Origin of the sequence: Halolamina sp. (genome assembly GCF_036626355.1) — an archaeon.
GTDB lineage: Archaea > Halobacteriota > Halobacteria > Halobacteriales > Haloferacaceae > Halolamina.
This window is the reverse complement of the sequence record NZ_JAZKRY010000051.1, coordinates 1-21,347: the sequence shown is the minus strand read 5'-3', so window position 1 is coordinate 21,347 and position 21,347 is coordinate 1. Positions and strand designations below refer to the sequence as shown.

The 21,347-nt window shown below is 65.3% G+C and carries 15 protein-coding genes; 6 read left to right on the top strand and 9 right to left on the bottom strand.

The window, feature by feature from the left end; translation table 11 throughout:
• A partial coding sequence (locus V5A38_RS09415) for a PQQ-binding-like beta-propeller repeat protein (protein ID WP_332325505.1) occupies positions 1 to 851 on the bottom strand: 851 nt, incomplete at its 3' end.
• Between the two features lie 100 nt (positions 852 to 951).
• Here V5A38_RS09415 and V5A38_RS09410 point away from each other — a divergent pair.
• Positions 952 to 2,319, top strand: a complete 1,368-nt coding sequence (locus V5A38_RS09410) for a hypothetical protein (protein ID WP_332325504.1) — start codon at positions 952 to 954, stop codon at positions 2,317 to 2,319.
• 891 nt (positions 2,320 to 3,210) lie between these two features.
• Here V5A38_RS09410 and V5A38_RS09405 read toward each other — a convergent pair.
• From V5A38_RS09405 to V5A38_RS09380, 6 genes are all read right to left on the bottom strand, one after another.
• Positions 3,211 to 4,398, bottom strand: coding sequence for an FAD-dependent oxidoreductase (locus V5A38_RS09405; protein ID WP_332325503.1), 1,188 nt, complete (start codon positions 4,396 to 4,398; stop codon positions 3,211 to 3,213).
• 75 nt (positions 4,399 to 4,473) lie between these two features.
• Positions 4,474 to 5,283, bottom strand: coding sequence for a nucleoside phosphorylase (locus tag V5A38_RS09400; protein WP_332325502.1), 810 nt, complete (start codon positions 5,281 to 5,283; stop codon positions 4,474 to 4,476).
• Between the two features lie 104 nt (positions 5,284 to 5,387).
• A complete protein-coding gene (locus tag V5A38_RS09395) occupies positions 5,388 to 6,524 on the bottom strand; it encodes a serine hydrolase (RefSeq protein WP_332325501.1) in 1,137 nt (378 codons plus the stop codon).
• A gap of 68 nt (positions 6,525 to 6,592) precedes the next feature.
• Complete coding sequence (locus tag V5A38_RS09390) at positions 6,593 to 7,126, bottom strand: hypothetical protein (RefSeq protein WP_332325500.1); 534 nt, start codon at positions 7,124 to 7,126, stop codon at positions 6,593 to 6,595.
• Between the two features lie 184 nt (positions 7,127 to 7,310).
• Positions 7,311 to 8,411 (bottom strand): DNA topoisomerase IV subunit A, encoded by a 1,101-nt coding sequence (locus V5A38_RS09385; RefSeq protein WP_332325499.1) that lies wholly within the window; start codon positions 8,409 to 8,411, stop codon positions 7,311 to 7,313.
• Complete coding sequence (locus V5A38_RS09380; RefSeq protein WP_332325498.1) at positions 8,411 to 10,834, bottom strand: DNA topoisomerase VI subunit B; 2,424 nt, start codon at positions 10,832 to 10,834, stop codon at positions 8,411 to 8,413. The genes V5A38_RS09385 and V5A38_RS09380 overlap by 1 nt, the downstream gene beginning before the upstream one ends.
• A gap of 326 nt (positions 10,835 to 11,160) precedes the next feature.
• Here V5A38_RS09380 and gyrB point away from each other — a divergent pair, with 326 nt between their 5' ends.
• The 3 genes from gyrB (at position 11,161) to V5A38_RS09365 (ending at position 16,698) form a co-directional block, all read left to right on the top strand.
• Positions 11,161 to 13,095, top strand: a complete 1,935-nt coding sequence (gyrB, locus tag V5A38_RS09375) for a DNA topoisomerase (ATP-hydrolyzing) subunit B (RefSeq protein WP_332325497.1) — start codon at positions 11,161 to 11,163, stop codon at positions 13,093 to 13,095.
• The gene (gene gyrA / locus V5A38_RS09370; RefSeq protein ID WP_332325496.1) at positions 13,092 to 15,614 is read left to right on the top strand and encodes a DNA gyrase subunit A; all 2,523 of its coding nucleotides are present in this window, start codon (positions 13,092 to 13,094) and stop codon (positions 15,612 to 15,614) included. The genes gyrB and gyrA overlap by 4 nt, the downstream gene beginning before the upstream one ends.
• Before the next feature lie 112 nt (positions 15,615 to 15,726).
• The gene (locus V5A38_RS09365; RefSeq protein WP_332325495.1) at positions 15,727 to 16,698 is read left to right on the top strand and encodes a hypothetical protein; all 972 of its coding nucleotides are present in this window, start codon (positions 15,727 to 15,729) and stop codon (positions 16,696 to 16,698) included.
• Between the two features lie 77 nt (positions 16,699 to 16,775).
• Here the strand turns inward: V5A38_RS09365 and V5A38_RS09360 are convergent, their stop codons facing one another.
• On the bottom strand, positions 16,776 to 18,017 hold the full coding sequence (locus tag V5A38_RS09360) for a PQQ-binding-like beta-propeller repeat protein (protein ID WP_332325494.1): 1,242 nt from the start codon (positions 18,015 to 18,017) through the stop codon (positions 16,776 to 16,778).
• Between the two features lie 115 nt (positions 18,018 to 18,132).
• Here V5A38_RS09360 and V5A38_RS09355 point away from each other — a divergent pair, with 115 nt between their 5' ends.
• Together V5A38_RS09355 and V5A38_RS09350 are read left to right on the top strand one after the other, a co-directional pair.
• Complete coding sequence (locus V5A38_RS09355; protein ID WP_332325493.1) at positions 18,133 to 18,681, top strand: GNAT family protein; 549 nt, start codon at positions 18,133 to 18,135, stop codon at positions 18,679 to 18,681.
• 267 nt (positions 18,682 to 18,948) lie between these two features.
• Positions 18,949 to 20,964, top strand: coding sequence for an AMP-binding protein (locus V5A38_RS09350; protein ID WP_332325492.1), 2,016 nt, complete (start codon positions 18,949 to 18,951; stop codon positions 20,962 to 20,964).
• A 12-nt stretch (positions 20,965 to 20,976) separates the two neighbouring features.
• Here the strand turns inward: V5A38_RS09350 and V5A38_RS09345 are convergent.
• The coding region (locus V5A38_RS09345; protein WP_332325491.1) for a hypothetical protein at positions 20,977 to 21,347 on the bottom strand (371 nt) is incomplete at its 5' end.

Below are 21,347 nucleotides of genomic sequence, written 5' to 3'. Positions count from 1 at the left end.
GCTCCGAAACTGTTCTTCCACTGGACCTCCCCGTCGGCACCGTCGACGAGGGCGACCGTTCCGCGGTTGGTCGCGACGACGATCTCCTCACCAGGCTCTTGGTCGGCCTGGCCGGTCGTCACCCAGAGTATCGACCCACCCAACAGGTCCTGTTTCTGCCAGGCGACCGACCCATTTCGCTCGAACATCGTGAGGCTCCCATCGCTGATCCCGACGACGACCTCCTTCCGACCGTCGGCGTCGAAATCTGCGACGCCGGGCCGACCCCACGTGTACGAATCCAGCCGGGTACTCCAGACGACAGACCCGTTCGGCCGGTGGACGAACACCGTGCCTCGCACGTCGACGGTGACGGTCTCCATGCGGTCGTCGCCGAGCAGATCAGTCACGACCGGCCGCGTGTAGCCGTAGCCCGTGAGGTTCGTCCGGAGTTCTTCGGCGCCGGTAGCTGCCGAGAACCCGAGGACCGCCTGTTCCGTCGACGTCGTCAGAACCTCCGGCGTGCCGTCGCTGTCGTAGTCCGCGATCGTCGGATTCGCCACCGAGTGGATCGTACAGTTCGGCTTCGCAACCTGATACTGCCACGTCGCGGAGCCGTTCTCGCTATACAGCCCGTAGAGTGCACAGTTCGGTGCGTCGCTTCGGCCGCTTACGGGAGCGTACACCATTCCGGTCCCGTTCACGATTCCTGCTGCTGGCGCGTGGTGATTGGAACGGGCTTCTCTCGCGGTGTCGCTTGTCCACTGCTCCTGCAGTTGGACGTCGTTGCCACCGCTCTGGAATGCGACCACCGCCGTCCCACCCAGGGCCGCGACGATGACGACGAGTGCGAGCAGTGTGGCGCGACGCATGAACACCCCTTCGGGTGCCGAGAGAAAAACACCACCATTCCGCGGTGGCTTTCGATGGACGGACCACAGCGCTTTCTACGGTTGCCCTCCCTGTCCCAGTATGCTCCGTCCCCGGGCGATTTGGACGGGTCTGTTGACCCTGTTTCTCGTGCCCGAGACAGTGGCGGCACACGAGATCGGCGGTGCCCAGTTTGAATCGCCGATCCCGCTCCAGTACCTCCTCGTCGGCGCCGCCGTGACGGTCGGGGTTACCGCCCTCTGGCTTGGATGGAGCGGCCGTCCGCCGGCCGACCGCTGGACCCCATCACTCGGGACGATTTCAACGCAAACGTTCGGGGCTGTTCGGACGACCGGCGTTCTCATCTTCTCGGTCGGAGTCGTGAATGCGCTCCTGGCCGGGTTCTTCGGTCCCGAGGCGGCTGCGGAGAACTTCGCCGCGGCCTTCGTTTGGGGCCTGTGGATCAAGGGAATCGGTCTCGTCGCCATCGTTGCTGGCTCACCGTGGTCGGCACTCTCCCCGTGGAATAATCTCCATAGAGCGCTCTCGTGGCTGGAAGGAGAACAGCTATCCTGGACGCAGTACCCGACGCGATTCGGCGTCTGGCCAGCAGTGGCCGGGTTCGTGCTCGTCGTCGGGATCGCAGAGAACCTGCTGGGCCTCTCCCAGCGGCCGAAACTCACAGTCGGCCTGGTTGCACTGTACGCGGCCCTCATGCTCCTCGGCGCCGTCGGGACCGGCGCCAGCTGGTTCGAGCGAGCCGATTTCCTCTCGGTGCTCTACCGGACGTTCGGCCGCGTTGCACCGGTGGCTGTCGAGCGGGTCGATGCAGGGGTTCAGGTCAGCGTGCGGCCACCGTGGCGTGGCTGCACCCGGCCGGTCGACCGGCCGGGGATGGTCTCGTTCATCGTCGCAGTTGTCTACACCGTCAGCTTCGACGGGTTCACCAGTACGCCGGGGTTCCAGACACTCCTGTTCAGCGCCCGCAACAGCCTCGGAACGGGAACGGCGACCACGCTCCTGCTCTATCTCCTCGGACTCCTGATCTTCCTGGCGGTGTTCTTCATAACGGCGACCCTCTCCGACGCGTTCGGCGGCGAGTCGAAAGGGCCGGCACAAGCGTTCGCCCCGACAGTGATTCCGATCGCGGCAGCCTACGAGTTCGCACACTACTACCCGTTCGTCGCCGGGACCGCGAGCCGAACCATCGAGATGGTCGGTAGCTTACTTGGGATTCCGATGGACGTGTCGGTTCTCGGGTGGCTGAGCATCCCGGCGTTCTGGGCGTCGCAGCTGGCCCTGATCGTCGGTGGGCACGTGATCGCCGTCGTCGCCGCACACGGCGTTGCGCTCGACCGCTACCGGACGAAATCAGCGGCCCGCCGCGGACATCTGCCCCTCGTCGTCCTGATGATCGGGTACACAGTGCTGTCGCTCTGGATCGTCTCCCGGCCAGTGGTGAGTGGGTGAGTCCGGAGGGCAGAGAACACGCTCGATGAACGGTCGGTGACACACCTCTGCGCTCCAGCTTCGGACGGGGAACGATAGTGGCCCGCTCTGCAGTGAACCCGCCGAACTCGCCAATCAGTTCACCAGTGAGGAGCGCACGTACGACCCGGGGGTTATATACCTCCCCTGATGACAAAGCATAAAATTAGTTTTGTTGAGGATTCTACGATTGATTGTAGTCACGAGGCCATATCGCCAACTGACTACAATCTGAAAGAAACGCAGTGGATTTCGAAGCCAGGCACAACAGTCAGAGGCAGTTCGCCCGCAGTTCGACCGACGAGGGAACCATTCCGCCGTCACCACGTCCGGCGTCAAACCGGACTGGTTCTTTCGATAGCAGCCGCTAGTTCAGCTGTTAATCGCACTGTACGGACAGGATTCAGTGACGTCGGGCACCAGTACTATCCCCGTGGCTCTATAGATCCTACCGACATGGATTTCCATGATGTTCGCGACCACCTCGACGAGGAGTTCAACTTCCCGGTTGAGCACGCAACGCTGGTCGAGGAAGTCGGGAGTATCGAGCTTGAGGCGCCGTCGACTGAATCAGAAACGATCGGAACTGTTCTGAGCCGGACCCAGAAGAGCTCGTATGACTCGGCGGTCGGGGTGCACGATATCTTGATCGGAACGGTCAGCGACGCCTATATCGGGCGAAAATGCTACGATGACCGGAGTGGGTCCCGCTCATCCAGTCACAACCGGTCGATACTGTCCTTGTAAAACCGCCGTCGAGCGGTCACGCGCCGCGGAAGGTCTCACAAGTCGCGGCAGCGAGCTTCCTGCTCGCGAGACGGAGCTCGGGACAGGTCACGTGCCGTAATCGGTCGTTCACAGCCGCGACCGCGTTCACATATCGTTCCAGGCGTGCAACCCCCGCCCGAGCGATGTGATGGACGCAATCCACCGGGTTGCGACCGCCTTCTTCAGGAACTTCGCGCCGAACCCGCCGAACGTCCCGAAGGGGAGCCCGTCCACGTCATGCGCGATGGCTTTCTCGCCGACAGAGATGAGCGTCCCCTTATCATCGTAGCGCCAGGTTTCCAGGGGCTGCTCCTGGCTGGCGCGAAGCAGGTTCTCGCCGGCGACCTCGGCGGCCTGCCAGGCGGCCTGTGCCGTCGGCGGCGCTACCGTCTCGTCGCCCTGGTCGATCAGCGCCGTGTCGCCGATGGCGAACACCCGCTCGTCGCTCGTCTGGAAATCCTGTGCGGCGAACACTCGCCTGGAGCGCTGGTCCTTATCCAGGTCGGCGTCGGCCAGTTCCTCCTGGCCCGTGATGCCGCCAGTCCAGATGAGCACGTCGTATGGCATCTCCTCGGGATCGGTGTCCTCACCGCCCCCGAGGTAGACGGTTTCCTCGCCGACTTTCGAGATGAACTCCCCGCATTCGATGTCGACGTCAGCTTCCTCCAGGCGCTTTCGGATGGCACCCTGTACCTCGCTGTCGTTGCCGGGGAACACATTCTCCAGCCCCTCGACGAGGTAGACGTCGAGATTCACATGGTGCTCGTCGCGGTATTCGGCAACTTCGCCGGCGGCCTGAATACCCGAGAGCCCGGCACCGCCGACGACGACCTGGGCGGGGTTCGCAAGCGAGGCATCGGCGGCGGCCTCCTTGACGGACTGGTGGATGGCACGGGCGTCCTCGAGACCCTTCAGCGTGTGCGAGTGCTCGCGGAGCCCGTCGATGCCGTAGAACGCCGTCGCGCTGCCCAGTCCGAGCAGCAGGTAGTCGTACTCGACCGTGGCGCCGGAGTCGAGTTCGACGGCTCGCTCCTCGGTGTCGACGCCGGTGACTCGGCTCTCGCGGAACTCCCCCCACTCTGGGAGCAGCGAGGAACAGGGGATGGTCACTTTCGAGGCCACGTCCGGGTTGCGAATGACGCGGTGGACCTCGTGGAGGACGAGGTGGTAGTCGTTTTCGTTGATCCAGACGAGTTCCACGTCCGCGTTCGCGTTTTCGACCTCTTTCTCCAGGGAGGCAACGGTACCCGTGCCAGCGTACCCAGCCCCGACGACGACGATGCGATCGGTCATGGTGAAAACTGAACCGGGGACGGGTAAAGACGCTACGAAGCGATGTCGAACGCTGCCGATACGCCGATAGCTGGGTCAGTCCAGCGAGAGCCCGGCGTGCCACTGCTCGACGCCGGCCTGGGCTTTCACTTCGTCCATCCGGGCGAGCAGCTTCACTGCGAGGCTTGCCGTCTCGGCGGCGACGGATTCGCCCTCCGTGAGGAACTCACCAGTGACCCGGTTGGCGAACACCGAGCAGACCGCGCCAGCCCGCAGCCCGTAGACGTTCGCGAGCGTGCAGATGGCCGACGCCTCCATCTCGATGTTGAGCACGTTCGCCTCCCGGAGGTCCTCGACAAGGGTTTCGGTTCCGGCGGCTTCGAACCCCTCGAACCCCTCGCGCCCCTGGCCGGCGTAGAACGAGTCCGCGGACATCGTCAGCCCGACGTGATAGTCGTGGCCCAGTCGCTCAGCGGCGGCGACGAGCGCGGAGACCACCTCGTGGTCGGCGACGGCGGGGTAATCCTCACGGACGTACTCGTCGCTCGTCCCCTCCTGCCGGACGGCGCCGCTGGTGATGACCAGGTCGCCGACCTCCATCCCCGGCTGGATGGCGCCACAGGAGCCGACACGGATGAACGTCTCGGCGCCGACGCGGGCGAGTTCCTCGACGGCGATCGCCGCCGAGGGGGAGCCGATCCCCGTGGAGGTGACGGAGATGGGCGCTCCCTCGTAGTGGCCAGTTGCAGTACGGTACTCCCGGTGGTGAGCGACCTCCTCGTGATCGTCCCAGAGCGGCGTGATCGTGTCGAGTCGCTCAGGGTTCCCCGGCAGCAGAACACTCTCGGTGACGTCGCCAGGCGTGAGTTCGACGTGGTACTGCATTTCCCCAGAGTCGTCGGCCATACCCGCTGCATTCTGGTGACGGGGGTGTAAGCCTGTCGCGTTCGGTAGGGGTACTGGGTGGGGGGAGGGCCGAGAACCAGGCCGGCTGCTGGGCCTGGGCCGGCTCAGAGCCCGGCGAGCAGTTTCTCGAAGAAGCGGTCCTGGTTCGGGAGGTCCTCGCGCTCGCCACGGTCGTCGGCGAGGTCCAGCCAGCGCAGTACGACCACGAGGTCGTTCGCCGGGTTCACCCAGACGACGTTCTGTCCGTGGCCGAGGAACGCGTAGGCGGATTCGGGCGCCGAGGGCCAGAGCGTATTGTCGGTGTTGAGCCAGAGGAGAAAGCCGTAGTTCTCGTACTGCTCGCAGGGAGTGGTGGCGTTCTCGACCCACTCCTCGCTGAGGAGGCGCTTGCCCTCCCACTCCCCCTCGTTCAGCAGCAGGTGGCCCGCTCGCGCGAGATCCGTCGTCGGGCTCCAGAAGCCGCCACCCCAGTGGCCGCCGCCGGAGACGGACTCCATCGTCGTCCCCGCCACGTCGACCGTGGAGTTGTAGTAGCCGTGCCATTCCCAGCGCCGGCTGGCGCCGATGGGGTCCATCAGCTCGTGGGCAAGCACCCGGGGCAGCGGTTTGGCGTGCAGCCGCAGCAGCGAGAGCGCGAGCCGGTTGATTCGCACGTCGTTGTACTCCCAGAACTCGCCGGGCTCCTCGAGTTCGCGGGGCTCGTCCTTTCCCGGACCCTCCGTCTTGCCGACGCCGCGGTTCCGGTCGATACTATCCGGGCGGTCGAACAGCTCACCCTCCCACTCGGAGGTCTGCTGGAAGAGGTGTTTCCAGGTGATCGTCTCGTTGTGCTCGCTCTCGAACCCACCGTCGTCGATGTCCTCACCAACCTGGTCCTCCAGGTCGAACCGGCCCTGGTCCCAGGCGATACCGCCGGTGAGGCTCAGGAACGATTTCGCACAGGAGAAACAGTGATCGACTCGGCCGGTATCGCCCCATTCTGCGACGAGTTTCCCCTCCTTCAGAATCACCCCTGCAGGGCCGCCGCGCCGGTCCGGAACGGGCCCGAGGAACCCACCGAGCTCGCCCTCGGTTTCGTCGAACGGTTCGAGGTCGGGCATGTGGTACTCGACCGTCTCGTCGGGCGTACCGTGCGTGAGGTGGAAGTTCACCGCGTCGTCGACGGCATCGGCGTCGATGCCGACGGCCTCGGGCGCGACACGCTCGAATCCACCCTCGTCGTGTGGGTCGGGGAACTGCATGGCTCGGTCTCGGTCGGGAGTACTGAAAAGCGCTGGTTTCGCGGGGAACTGGTCGCCTTAGTCTTGGACTACCCGGACTCGCAGACGACGATTTCGCCGTGGTCGCGTGGGTCGAGTTCGGTGCTCGTGTCCCTGGCCCTGCGCACAACCTGCTCGGTGACGAAGTAGGTCGCGATGTGTTGTCCGAGGTCGGCGTGGGTGCCAGTCGCCGTCCCCGCTACTTCGTCCCGTTGATAGCCACCTATCACTTCGACGGTAGCGAGATAGCCGTACTCGACCGTTTCGGTCGTGACATCGCCGAAAGAGACGTAACCATCGGCGCGCTCCTCGGGCGGTGGGAGGACGATGTCCTCCTCCAGCGATTGCGCGTACTCCCGAACACGGGCTGTCGACAGGTCGTCGGGAATGCCGCCGGCGGTGTGCAGTTCAACGGTCGAGACGCGGTCCGGGTCACAGGTGACGTAACCCGGTTCGGTTGCCGGCGCAGTAGTGGGCGTCGGCGTCTCGCTCGGCGAATCAGTTGAAACTGCTCCATCGCGGCTCGTGCAGCCTGCGAGCAACACGGCGATACCGCCGAGCACGCTGCGTCGAGGGAGGGCCATGGTGGAACGTGCCTCGAGACTTACAAGTGTTTTCTGGGACCTGTCCGCGAAGACTAACCGGTCTACGGTACCAGGTCGTTCACGAAGAGTCGGGCTGGACGATGGTCCTCGAAAATGGAGCGTTACACCGTCGAGGGACGCTCACCTGACCACCAGGGCCCCCTCGTGGCAGTGAGCTGCCGAACTACAGCACGCCCATCTCCTCGAGCCGCTCGGGGAGGTAGGTGTCGGTCACGAAGTCGAGGCCCCGTGACGCCAGCGCCTGCTGCTCGGCCTTCTTTTCGATATCGAGCTGGAGTTCGATCTGCTCCTCCCAGAAATCGGTCTGGAAGCGCGGGTCCGAGAGCTCCGACTCCAGGGCGTTGATGTCCGAGTCCGCCAGCGGGTCCGTCGGTAGGTCGTAGTCGACGATATCCTGGGGGCGGATGCCCACGTAGCGAGCCTCCGGTGTCGCCAGATACTCCGAGAGGTGAGCAGATTTAATCGAGCCGTAGGCCACCGAGCCGTAGATGCGGTAGGACCACGGGTCACCGTCACAGAACACGAGCACCGGGAGGTCCAGGTCGTCGTGGAGGCGTTTGGTTATGCGCCGGGTCGCCCGCGCTGGCTGGCCCTTCAGGTGGACGATGAGGCAGTTGTACTCGTCGTCGAACCCGTTCTCGATGAGCCGGTCGCGCATCCCACCGGTCTCCACGCACATCACGAAGTCGATGTCGTGGTCGAGGAACTCGATAGTGTCCGGGTTGTTCGGAATCTGGTAGCCGCCCTCGCCGACGTCGAGCTGGCAGTGAATCTCCCGCTCGCCGCGGCGGGTCTGCTCGCGGAGTTCCAGGGGGCCCATCAGTGTCGCGCCGGACTCCTCCGGGCGCATGTGCATGTCCTCACGGGTGACACCCGTGACGATCTCCAGGTCCTCGACGAGGCTGTTCGATTCGTCCTGCCCGTTGAACTGGGCCTCCTCGTTGTCCCAGGATTCGGAGAGGTAGTAGAGCTCTCGCAGGGTCGAGGAGCGGTCCTCGTCGAGCTGGTTCGCCAGGAACTCGACGGTGTAGGCCGCCTTCAGGAGCTTCCGGGCGCCGCCGACCGAGTTGGCCGACCGGGTTGAGGTCCGGTCGCCGTACACCCAGACCTTCTTCTCCGGGTCGTACTCGATGTTGCTTTTGGTCCGGGTCGGGAGCTCCATATGGGGGATCTCGCCGGCCACGAACTGGTCGTAGAACTCCGCGGCCAGCTCGACGAGCTGTTCGCGGGCTTGCGCGTCTTTCGTGTCGGTCTGACTGCTCATTATGCGTTCACCGTGAGTTTCTCGTCGTCGACGCCATCGACGTTCACCGAGGCGTCGGCGTCAGTCGGCAGGCTGTACGATAGCGTCGCCGTCTCCCCCGCGCTCACCGACGGCGACCAGTTGATGAACCACTCGTCGTCCATCTCGATCGCGGTGGCGTCGTCGGGGAGGTCCGTCGGCTCCGCGGAGACGATCTCCGTCAGTTCGGGCTGTTCGCTCCGGTCGGAGTGGTTCTCGACGGTCAACGAGACGCTCTCCCCGTCTCGCTCGCGGTCGACGCCGACGTTGTTCATGATGCGTGCCATCGCGCCATCGATATCGGGGTGGTGGCGGCCAGTTACCTGTGCCACCTTCTCGGCCATCTGTGGGAGAATACGGCCGAGCACGTCCTGCTTCTCGCGGCGCTTGGCCATCGAGCGGCGCTTGGTGAGATAGGATTTCAGCTCCCGGGACGCCTCCCGGACCGCAAGTTCGATCTCGTCCTCGATCTCGGGAATGTTCGCCAGCGCGTCCTTGGACTCACTGGTGAACGGGACGTTCGTCGAGGCGACGTGAATCATCAGCACCGCGGGGCCGCTTGGCATCCCCGAGCCACCGGGCTGGTCCAGCCCGTAGTTGCGCCAGCCGATGCGCTTGACCACGTCGGTCGTCGCACACGCGCCGCGCTGGTAGACCAACGGGACGCGGTTAGCAAAGCGCATCAGATCGATAGTGCCGCCGGTCTCGATCTCGCCGCCGTAGGCGATACCTGCCTCGACCACGAACGGGTCGCCGCCGTGGACCTCGGCGTCGCGGGTCGCCGCCGCGTAGAAATCGGCGTCGTACTCCTTCCGGAGGCCAGCTTCGACGAGGTCGGCGGTTATCGGTGCGAGACAGTCCGTCGGCGGCGAGAGGATGTTCGTCTGCCCCATCGCCGTTAGCAGCTCCGAAGCGGTGTCGCGACTGTTCGCGACCTCCGTCACGTTCGGCGGGTCGTCGGGCACCGTCACCATCCGCTTCCAGAGCGCCTCGACGACGTTCTCGCGAGCGGTCTCACCGAACGTCCCGCCGTCGTACTCCTCTGTCGCGTCGGCTTTCTCGTCGACGAGGGTCTTGAGTTCCGAGTGGGTCGCGCGCATCCGATTGGGCTCGTCGTCAGAATGGGCGAACCCTTCGGCCAGCCGCTCAGCGAGGCCGTTGACCGCGGCGTCGTCCTTCCGTTTCGAGGTGGCGTCGTCGACCAGCGCGTAAAGCGCGGAGCTGAGTCGGTCCACACCTTCCTCGCGGTCGAACGCGGTGAGTGCCGTCCACGCCGCGTCGACGGCGTTCTCGCGAACGGTCGAGCCGAACGTCTTGCCCGTCTCGCTTCCGACCTCGTCGGCCACAGTGGCGACAATCTCGAGCAGGTCGGAGTAGGTGGTGCGTTCGCGGCTCTCGAGTGAGTTGGCGACCCGGCTCGCGAACATCTCGGTCGCTTCCACACCCTTGTTCGAGACGGCCTCGCGGATGGCGGCCTCCGCAGCCTCCGCGGTCCGTTCGGACGCCGGCCAGCCGAGTTCGCGACCGTAGTACCGGTCACGGAGGTTGTCGACGACGTTGTCGGCGGTTTTCTTCCCAACCCGAGTGAACTCCTCCTGCATGAACCCCGAGACGGAGTAGGAGTCCGTCGCCTCCAGCATCTTGATGAGCGTCCCCAGTTCGACGCCGTGGGGGTGGGGCCGAATCTCTTTGGTTTTCGCGGGAAGCTGGTCGGTCGCGCGCTCGTACTTCAGCGGCTCGTCCAGGCCCGGTTCCCGGAGTTCGATGCGGGCGTGGGGGTTGACGACCGCGGTGTGTTTGACGTAGTCGTGGAGCTGTTGGCGGGCGCGCATGTTCGCCTCCATCTCCAGTTCGATTCGAGTGCCGTGGCTGCGGTCCCACGACGTCGTCTCTGCCTTCTTGATCTCGGGCTCGTTGGAGTCGGTGTCGATGATGAGCTCGAAATACTCCGCCACGTCGTTCCCCGCCGTCCGGGAGGTGATTCTGGCGGGTTTCCCGGAGGTGAGCTGCGAGTACAGGACAGCCGCTGAGATTCCGATTCCTTGCTGACCACGTGCCTGCTCACGCTTGTGGAACCGGGAGCCGTACAGCAGTTTGCCGAAGACTTTCGGGAGCTGTTCCTTGGTGATGCCGGGACCGTTGTCCTCGATGACGAGGCGGTAGTAGTCGCCGACCTCGCGGATCTCGACGTAGATGTCGGGACGAAAGCCCGCCTCCTCGGTGGCGTCGAGCGCGTTGTCGACGGCCTCCTTGACCGCGGTCACCAGGCCGCGGGCGCCCGAGTCGAACCCGAGCATATGTTTGTTCTTTTCGAAGAACTCGGCGATGGATATCTCGCGCTGGCCCTCGGCCAACTCCTCGGCCGTGGTGCCATCGCCGCCGAGTGTCGTCTGCTGCGAGGTCATTCTGTGTGTTCGCTACCCGGCGGTCGCTTAAAGTCCCTTTCGTAGTACGGTGAAAGTGGAGTCCGGCCGAGGGGAGTGGCATCGCGACGGGCGCATCCGCGCCGACAGAGCCCCGAGATGCGTGGCTGCTTGCGCGCGGGCGAACCCCCGGGGAGCAGTCGCGCGCAGCCAACTGTCTGACGGGGGTGAAAACACGTTTTCACCTCGAAGAACTCGCGTTTGGAAAACCCTAACTTCCCTCCGTTGTCGGCGACTTTCTCTTCGCGAGCGCGCCCGCGCGTGCGCACCTTTTATCGGTGAGGCCCGCCTACCTTGTCGTACGCTCTATGTCAGAAAAGAATGCCGAATACGGCGCGGGCCAGATTCAGGTTCTGGAGGGTCTCCAGGCCGTTCAGAAACGCCCGGCCATGTATATCGGAGCCACGGACGGCCGTGGGCTCCACCATCTCGTCTACGAGGTTGTCGACAACGCCATCGACGAGGCGCTTGCCGGCCACTGCGACCATATCGAGGTGAAGATTCGTGACGACGGCTCCGTCTCCGTCACGGACGACGGCCGGGGGATTCCCGTCGACACGCACGAGGAGCACGACCGTCCCGCACTGGAGGTCATCATGACCGTTCTCCACGCCGGCGGGAAGTTCGACAGTAAATCCTACCAGGTCTCCGGGGGGCTCCACGGCGTCGGAGTGAGCGTGGTCAACGCGCTCGCCTCCAAACTCACCGCCGAGGTGCGCCGCGACGGCGCACTCTGGCGTCACGAGTTCCACCGCGGCGAACCCGTGGGCGATCTGGAGAAGGTTCGGGAGCTCGAAGCGGGCGAAGAGACCGGTACCGAGATCCGGTTCTGGCCCGACGAAGAGATCTTCGAGACGACCGAGTTCGAATTCACGACGCTCGAGAGCCGGCTGCGCGAACTCGCCTTCCTCAACAGCGGCGTCCGTATCGAACTCACGGACGAGCGGGACCGCGACGAGGAGGGCGAGCCCCGCAGTCAGCTGTTCCAGTTCGAGGGCGGCATCCGCGCGTTCGTCCGCTACCTCAACGAGACCAAGACGCCGCTCCACGAGGACGTCATCTACTTCGAGGGCGAGGAGGAGGACATTCAGGTCGAGATTGCGATGCAGGTCACCGACGAACTCCAGGGCTCGGTCCACAGTTTCGCCAACAACATCAACACCCGCGAAGGCGGGACCCACCTCACCGGCTTCAAGACGGCACTCACCCGTGTCGTCAACGATTACGCCGACCGCGAGGGGCTGGCCGACGAGGTCGACGGCAACCTCAAGGGTGAGGACGTTCGCGAGGGGCTCACTGCCGTCATCTCGGTGAAACACCCCGACCCGCAGTTCGAGGGCCAGACCAAGACGAAACTCGGCAACAGTGAGGTCCGGGGAATCGTCGGAGGGGCGGTCCACGAAGGACTGGGCACCTATCTCGAGGAGAACCCCGACACCGCCCAGAAGCTCGTCCTCAAGGCCGTCGAGGCCGCGAAGGCTCGACAGGCCGCAAAGAAGGCCGAGGAGCTCACGCGGCGCAAATCCGCACTGGAATCGACAGCGCTCCCCGGAAAGCTCGCGGACTGTCAGAGCCGCGACCCGAGCGAGGCCGAGCTGTTCGTTGTGGAAGGCGACAGCGCCGGCGGGAGCGCAAAGCAGGCCCGGGACTCCTCGTTCCAGGCCGTGCTCCCCCTCAAAGGGAAGATCCTCAACGTCGAGAAACACCGGCTCGACCGGGTGCTCGAGAACAACGAGATTCGCGCGCTCATCACCGCCATCGGCACGGGAATCGGCGAGGAGTTCGACATCGAGGAGTCCCGCTACGAGAGGATCATCATGGCGACCGACGCGGACGTCGACGGCGCCCACATCCGCACGCTGCTGCTGACGTTTCTCTACCGGCATATGAAGCCGCTCATCGAGGCGGGCTACGTCTACGCGACGAAGCCGCCGCTCTACCGGGTCCGCTACCGCGGCGAAACGTACGACGTGATGACCGAAGCCGAGCGCGACCAGGTGGTCGAAGAGATCTGTGACGGCAACCCGACACAGGTCCAGCGCTTCAAGGGGCTCGGAGAGATGAACCCCGAACAGCTCTGGGAAACCACGATGAACCCGGAGAACCGGGTGCTCAAGCAGGTCACCCTCGACGACGCCGCCGCCGCCGACAAGATGTTCTCGGTGCTGATGGGCGACGCCGTCGGGCCGCGAAAACAGTTCATCAAGGAACACGCAGAGGACGCCGAGTGGGTGGACATATGAGTACGGATCTACCGGACGACGAGAACCAGGATATCGCCAAGCGCATCGAACACGTCCGCATCGAGGACGAGATGGAACAGAGCTACATCGACTACGCGATGTCAGTCATCGCGGGTCGTGCGCTCCCGGACGTCCGTGACGGGCTGAAGCCGGTCCACCGTCGCATCCTCTATGCGATGCATGAGGACGGGCTCACCTCGGGCTCGGGCCACCGGAAGTCGTCCTCCATCGTGGGGACCACCATGGGGGACTACCACCCCCACGGTGACAGCGCCATATACGACGCGCTGGCACGCATGGCCCAGGACTTCTCCATGCGGGCGCCGCTAATCGACGGCCAGGGGAACTTCGGCTCCGTCGACGGCGACCCGCCGGCGGCCATGCGCTATACGGAGGCGCGCATGTCTCCGATCGCCGAGGAGCTGCTGGACGACATCGAGAAGGATACAGTGGACTTCTCGGGCAACTACGACGACCGCCTGATGGAGCCGGACGTGCTCCCATCGGCGTTCCCGAACCTGCTGGTCAACGGCAGTTCGGGCATCGCCGTCGGCATGTCGACGAACGTTCCGCCACACAACCTCGGCGAGGTCGTCGACGCCACCATCGAACTCATCGAGAGCCCCGACGCGACCGTCGAGGACCTGATGGAGCACGTCGAGGGGCCGGATTTCCCGACGGGCGCCAACATCGTCGGCCGCAACGGCGTTCACAAGGCCTACAGCACGGGCCGCGGTCGCCTGCGTCTTCGCGCCGAGTTCGAGACGTTCGCGGAGGAGGGTCGCATCATCGTCACCGAGCTCCCCTTCCAGGAGAACAAGGCTCGCCTGGTCGAGAAGATCGCCGAGGACGTGAAGGAGGGCGATATCGAAGGGATCCGCGACCTGCGCGACGAGTCCGACCGCGACGGCATCCGTATCGTCATCGAGCTCAAGCGCGGCGCGATGGTCGACGTGGTGAAAAACCAGCTGCTCGAGTCCCATCTCGAGACCACCTTCGGCGTGATCAACCTCGCGCTGGTCGACGGCCAGCCAAAAGTGCTCGACCTGAAGGAGACGCTCCAGGAGTACGTCAAACACCGCCGCGAAGTCGTGCGCCGCCGCAGCGAGTTCGATCTCGCGGAGGCCGAAGACCGCGCACACATCCTCGAAGGCCGGCTGAAGGCGCTGAAGAACGCCGAGGACGTGGTCGAGACCATCCGGAACAGCGACGACCGTGACGCGGCGCGGGCGGCACTCCGGGACGGCTACGGCTTCAGCGAAGAGCAGACGGCCCACATTGTCCGGATGCAGCTCGGTTCGCTCACCTCCATGGAGCGCGAATCCATCCGGGAGGAGCACGAGGAGGTGGAGGCGACCATCGACCGCCTCGAGACCATCCTCGCGAGCCCGGAGGAACTCGACGCGGTCATCGTCGAGGAGCTGGAGGAGATCGCCGAGGAGTACAGCGACGAGCGCCGGACCAGCTTCATCGAGGACACCGGCTCGGTCACCCACGAGGACCTCATCCCCGAATCCGAGCAGGTCGTCGTGATGACCGAGGACGACTACATCAAGCGGATGGAGCTCTCGGAGTTCCGCGCCCAGAACCGTGGCGGGAAAGGCATCATCGGCACGGATCTGAAGGAGGGCGACGCCGTCTCCTCGGTGTTCGTCGCCAACAGCCACGACTACCTGCTCTGTTTCACCAATCAGGGCCAGGTGTACGAGCTGAAGACGTACCAGGTGCCGGAGATGTCCCGGACGGCTCGCGGAAAATCCGCAGTGAACCTGCTCGACCTCGACGACGACGAGCAGTTGGAGGCGGTCGTCAACACCGAGGATATCGAGGTCGAGGACGGCGACGACGAGGAGCAGTTCCTCACGCTGGTCACCCGGGGCGGCTACATCAAACGCACCGGCGTCTCCGAGTTCCAGAACATCCTCTCGACGGGGATTCGGGCCATCCGGCTGGAGGACGGCGACACGCTCGCCGACGTCGAGGTGACCGATGGCACGCAGGACGTGGTCATCGCAACCCGGAACGGGATGTCGATCCGGTTCGACGAGGGGGAGGCCCGCGCGATGGGCCGCACCGCACGCGGTGTCCGGGGCATCAATCTCGAGGGCGCGGACGAAGTCGCCGCCGTAGCCGGCATCGACGGGGTGCTGTCGAGCTGGCTGCTAACGGTGACCGGCAACGGCTACGGGAAGCGCTCGGATCTCGACGCCTATCGGACCCAGTCCCGCAACGGGAAGGGGCTCATCGACATCAAGACCAACGAGCGCAACGGTCCCGTTATCGCACTCGAAGCGGTCGGGCCGGGCGACCACCTGGTTGCGATGAGCAAGGAGGGCCAGATCATGCGCACGCCCGTCGAGGACCTCTCGATCGTCGGCCGGAACACGATGGGTGTGACGGTGATGGATCTCGACGTCGGCGATTCGGTCGCCAGCGTCGACGTCGTCTCCGCCGAGCAGATGGAGAGCGACGACGACGAGGAGGCCGAGGAAGCGGAGAGCGCTGCCGAGGCGAAGTAGCGCCCCCGTCGCGTTCGCAGTTTCTCGTTTTTCAGCGTCGAAGGTTGCTAAAACGACTCTTTGTGCGTACAGCAGCAGTTTATCCATCCGGCGGTTACGCCCATCTGTCGCCATGCACCGACGCAGATTCCTCGTTGCCGCGAGTGTGGCCCTCCCCGCCGTCGTTGCCGGCTGTCTGGAGACGTCCGTCGGCCGCGGCCCCAGCGGCACGGCAACTGACCCCGGAACTGACCGGACCGATTACGGGGGCGACGGGACGCCAGAACAGGACGATCTCACCATCGACGGCCGGCTCCACAACGAAACCGACGCCATCCAATCGTTCGACATCATCGTGCGAGACGGCGACGGCTTCCGCATCACTGCGGGGGAGTACAGAGTTGGCCCGAACGCGACCGACCGGGTTCCGGCAGTGGGTCGCCCCGGCGCGACCCGGATGTTCGACGTCACTGTCGATGGCACGACGACGATGGAAACGCTTACCCTCGACGTCGAGCCCTCGGACGACGGGCTCGACGGGTTCGTCGATATCGCCTACACGGAGGAAGGCAGTATCGAAATCTGGTTCACCCCGAGAGAGGAGTTTGCGGAAACCGAGACCCACACCGACGACGTCCCCGTCCTGACTGACTACACGGTGAGCGACCAGGCCGTGACCCCCGCTGGCGAACGCTACTCCGACATGGATACGTGGGGACTGTATCTTGCGAGCCACGAAGCCGCCGACGAGTACTTCGGTGAGGTCGAGGCGGACGGCGCCGATGCGGTGCGGACGTTTGTCGACGAAACGGCGTTCGAGTCCAGGGAGCGACTTGTGTACGTCCACGCCTACGCACCGCAGACCTGCTACGAACTCGTTCTCGACGGTGAGCCACACATCGCCGAGGACGGCGATCCGGTCGTCAGAACCGAACTCGACCGGACCGCAGGAGAGGACGAGGCCTGCGGCGACGCCGTAACCCCCGTCAGAATACTGCTCCGGCTCTCGTTCGACACCGACGGCGGGGCTGCCAGCCGCGTGGACGTTCACGTCGCAGGGACCCAGGACACGACCGAAGTGTTGACGCTCGAAGCCCAGCAGTGAACCCGGCAAGCGGACCGCGAGTGTGCTGTCCCTAGAGCGGGACCGTCCGCGACGGAGCTCCAGAACTCGAGTCCCGACTATCGAAACGCCCGAACTGTCTCCCCTCGCGTCGTGTAGAGCAGGTCGTCGGCGACGACGACGCGGCCACCAATATTGTCGACGGGATGGCTCCAGCGTTCCGCCCCGTCTGTCGGATCGAAACACCGCAAGGCCTCCTCGGTACGGAGCAGGACACATTCCCCGGCGACGACGGACCGGGAGACCGGGGTGGCGACGTCGGTGACGTTCCAGCGACGCGAGCCGTCCGCCGCCGCGAGCGCGTAGAGTCCGCGTTGTTCCCCGTCGCTCAGGTCACCGTACACTGCATCCACGCCGCCGCTCAGGGCGTTGCCGAACAGGTCGGTCGACCAGTCGTGTCCGCCGTCGGCCGGGGTGGCCTCGACGGGACCGAATATCGGCCCCACGGAGTAGAGGGTGCCGTCGCGGGAGAACCACTCGTCCTCGAAGTCGGCGCCTGAGCCGGGCGGTTCGGTCTCTACGACGCCAGTCGCAGCAGCGAGGCGCCACGGGTCGGGAGCGTTGTGGTTGGTCGAGACGAACACCGCATCGGCGCTCGCGAACAGCCGTCGGCTCCAGGGGTCCTCGATATCGGTTCGCCACTGCTCGCTGCCGTCCATCGGGGCGATGCTGACGACGGTCGGGTTCTCCTCGTTGCGGTGGCCCTCGCCAGCGACCCAGTAGAGGCCGTGGGAGGCAGCCAAGAGCGTGGCCTCCACGATCTTCCCCTCACGGTCGACCCTATCGGCGCGGTTGGGGGTCTCGACGCGCCACTGCTCGCTACCCTCAGCCGGGTCGAGCGCGACGATAGCCGACGCCGTCGGCACGCAGAGCCGTTCTGTAACGACCCGCGGCGTGAACGCGGCGTCGCCGATGGACTGTCGCCATCGCTCTTCGCCAGTTCGTGCGTCGATGGCCAGAACGGCACCGTCGCGGCTGCCGACGTAGAGGGTTTCTCCGGCGAGCACCGGCTGGGAGAGCTGTGAGTCGGCGGTGACCGACCAGAGCTCCGCGATCGGATCAGTCGGACCTGGGGCGTCAGTGCGGTTGCTGTTTCCCGCGTCGTAGCCGGGTCTGGGCCAGTCGGCGTCGATGCTCGATGGCGGCTCCGGGGCGCCGGGCGTCGCGGTTTCCGTCGGTTCCGTCTCGGTCGGTGACCCGGTCGCAGTGCCGTCTGTTTGCGGGCTCGTCGCCTCGTCGGAAATACAGCCGGCGACCACGGCGGTGCCGAGACTCGCAAGGAGGGCTCGTCTCCGGGGCATGTCAGCAGGTTATGTTGGTTCCGGTAAGTGTTTTCTGTCGGCTCGGCCAGTCTTCCGTGGTACCCCGACATACGCGTCCCGAAACCTTTTGCCGAGTGCCCGACCCACGGCGACCATGCCCGGAGCCAGAGTCAGCCAGGGCGAGCGGGTGACGCTCCGAACCGTCGAGGAGGAGGACAGGGCGTTCATCCAGCGTGGCTCGGCCAACCCGGAGATTCGGATTCCCATCGGCAACCCGGTGCGGAGTCGGAGCGAACTCGGCGACGTTGCGCAGAAAGAGGACGGCAACCAGTTACTCGTCTGTCTCGACGAGGCGGCTGCCGGGCCGGGAGCGCCCGCCGAGGACGAAACCACGCCCGTCGGCTGGGTCGGCGTCGACGACGTAAGCTACCGCCGACCGGATCTGGCCTACTGGCTCGTCCCGGAGGTCCACGGCGAGGGGTACGGTCGGGAGATGCTCTCGCTGACGATCGAGTACACGTTCCGGACGTACGACCACCCGGCCGTCGGGGCGATCGTCTACGAGTTCAACGACGCGTCGCGGGGCGTGCTGGAGTCGCTGGGGTTCGAGGAGGAAGGGAGGATCCGCCGGGACCGGTTCATCGACGGCGAGTACGTGGATACGGTGCAGTACGGGTTGCTTCGGGAGGAGTGGTGGGAGTAGGTACGTCCGGCGTAGCTATGTACCGAATCTATCCGGCGACCGAGCGGTCCGGAGGACCCGGAAGGTTGCCGGTTCACTCGCCGAGGGCGAGGTCAAGGAGGCCTCGAAGTCCCCGCGAACGAACTGAGCGGGGCCACGAGAGAGCTCCGCTCTCTCGGAGGGCCGACGCAGACTTTTCGTCGAGCGTTTGCCGGGGCCGGCTTCGCCGGCCCGCAGCAAAAGGTCGGTACGCAGAACTTACTTCCCCTCGCCGCCGAACCTGCGCATATGGATGCGAGCGAACACGACGTCGTCCACGAACCCGACCGGGAGTTCGTGGAATCGACCAACGTCTGGGAGTTCATGCAGACGTACGATGTCGACGACTACGACGAGCTCATCGAGCGCACCACCGGGGAGGTCGAGGGCGTCGAGGAGTCCGGTATCGACTGGTTCTGGGACGAGATGGTCGATTACCTCGACGTGGAGTTCGACGAACCCTACGACGAGGTCCGCGACGACAGCGAGGGACCACAGTTCACCGACTGGTACTCCGGCGGCGAGCTCAACATCGCCCACAACACGCTGGACCGCCACGCCGCTGTGGACAGCGCCGAGCGCAACAAACTCGCCTGCATCTGGGAGGGCGAAGATGGGGAGGTCCGGGAGCTCACCTTCCACGAACTCCACCGCCAGGCCAACCGTGTCGCCAACTATCTGGAGTCCACCGGCATCGAGACGGGCGACACCGTTGCGCTCTACATGCCGATGGTGCCGGAAGTTATCTCGATTCTCTACGGCTGTTTCAAAGTCGGCGCCATCGCCGTCCCCATCTTCTCCGGCTTCGGCGTCGAAGCCACCGCGACCCGCATCGCCGACGCCGAGTCCTCGGTCCTGTTCACCGGCGACGGCTTCTACCGCCGCGGAAGCCCAATCTCGCTGAAAGGGACGGCTGACGAGGCGATCGAACAGGCTGGCCACGTCGAGCACACGGTGGTTTTCGACCGACTCGGGAGCAATCCGGAGGCGAGCACGGACGACGACGGCGTCGACGTCCCGTGGGGTGAGCTGCGCGACGATTGGTGGACCGACGCAGTCGAACCGATGGACAGCGAGTACGAGACCAAATCCCTCCCCGCTGACCAGGAGTCGATGCTGCTCTACTCTTCGGGAACGACCGGGGAGCCGAAAGGTATCGTGCACACCCACGCCGGGGTGCTGCTCCAGTGCGCCAAGGAGATCCACTTCGGCTTCGACCAGCAGCCCAGCGACCGGTTCTTCTGGGTCAGCGACATCGGCTGGATGATGGGGCCGTGGACGCTCATCGGCAACCATCATTTCGCCGGGACGACGTTCATGTACGAGGGCGCGCCCGACCACCCCCACCCCGGCCGGTTCTGGGAGATGGTCGAGCGCCACCGCATCTCCACCTTCGGCGTCTCGCCCACCGCGATCAGGGCGCTGCGCAAGCACGGCGACGAGGCGGTCGAGCAGTACGACCTCTCCAGTCTGCGCATCCTCGGCTCGACCGGCGAGCCCTGGGACCCCGAGTCCTGGCTGTGGTTCTACGAGGAGATCGGCAACGCGGCGTGCCCCATCATCAACATCTCCGGGGGCACCGAGATCTGTGGCTGCTTCCTCATGCCGATGCCCATCAACGACCTCAAACCCGGGACGCTGGGGGGCCCGGGCCTGGGGATGGACATCGATATCGTGGGTAAGGATGGAAACTCCGTCAAGGAGGACCACGAGCGGGGGTATCTGGTCGCGCGGGACTCCTGTCCCTCGATGACTAAGAGCCTCTGGTCTGGCGACGAGCGCTATCTCGCGGAGTACTGGTCGACGTGGGAGGATCTCTGGGACCACGGCGACTTCGCCCAGAAGGACGAGGACGGCTTCTGGTTCCTCCACGGCCGCGCCGACGATGCGCTCAACGTGGCCGGGCGAAAAGTCGGCCCCGCGGAGATCGAGGGCGTGCTCGTCGAGCACGACGCCGTCAACCAGGCAGCCGCAGTCGGCGTCGACGACGAGACCACCGGAACAGCGGTCGTCGCCTACATCGTTCCCGAACCCGACGTCGACCCGGACGACGACCTGCGGGCGGAACTCAGCGAACTCGTCGGCGAGGAACACGGCAAGCCGTTCCGGCCGAAAGAGATCAAGTTCGTCTCGGAGTTCCCCAAAACCCAGTCCGGGAAGGTCATCCGTCGGGCCATCGCCGCTGTTCACCAGGATGCGGACCCCGGTGACCTCTCCTCGATGGAGAACCCCGAGTCGCTCGAGGAGATCCGGGACGCACGCTGAGCCCGGTCCAGTTCAATCGCTCTCGGCGGCCCCGCCAGCCACACCGAGGAGGTAGAGCGGGACCGCGGCGACGACGACTCCGACCGACACCGCGGTCAACAGTATCGGCACGACGAGGAAGAGCGTCCCGCCGAGAGCGGTCAACGGCGCGGTTGCGAGGAGCAGGCCGACGATGGCTACCGCGAGTACGCCGAAGAGCCGCTTCGGCGCTGTCCCACCGTCCGCGGCGGCGCTGCCGTCGGCCCACCCGAGCGCCACGGCGGCGGGGAGGAGGACCAGCCCCAGACTGAGCGACCGGTAGATGGTTCCGCCACGGACGAACCCCTGGGCGAAGACCCCGAGCATGGCGACGACCAGGCCAGCCGCCAGAAGCCGACGCGTGG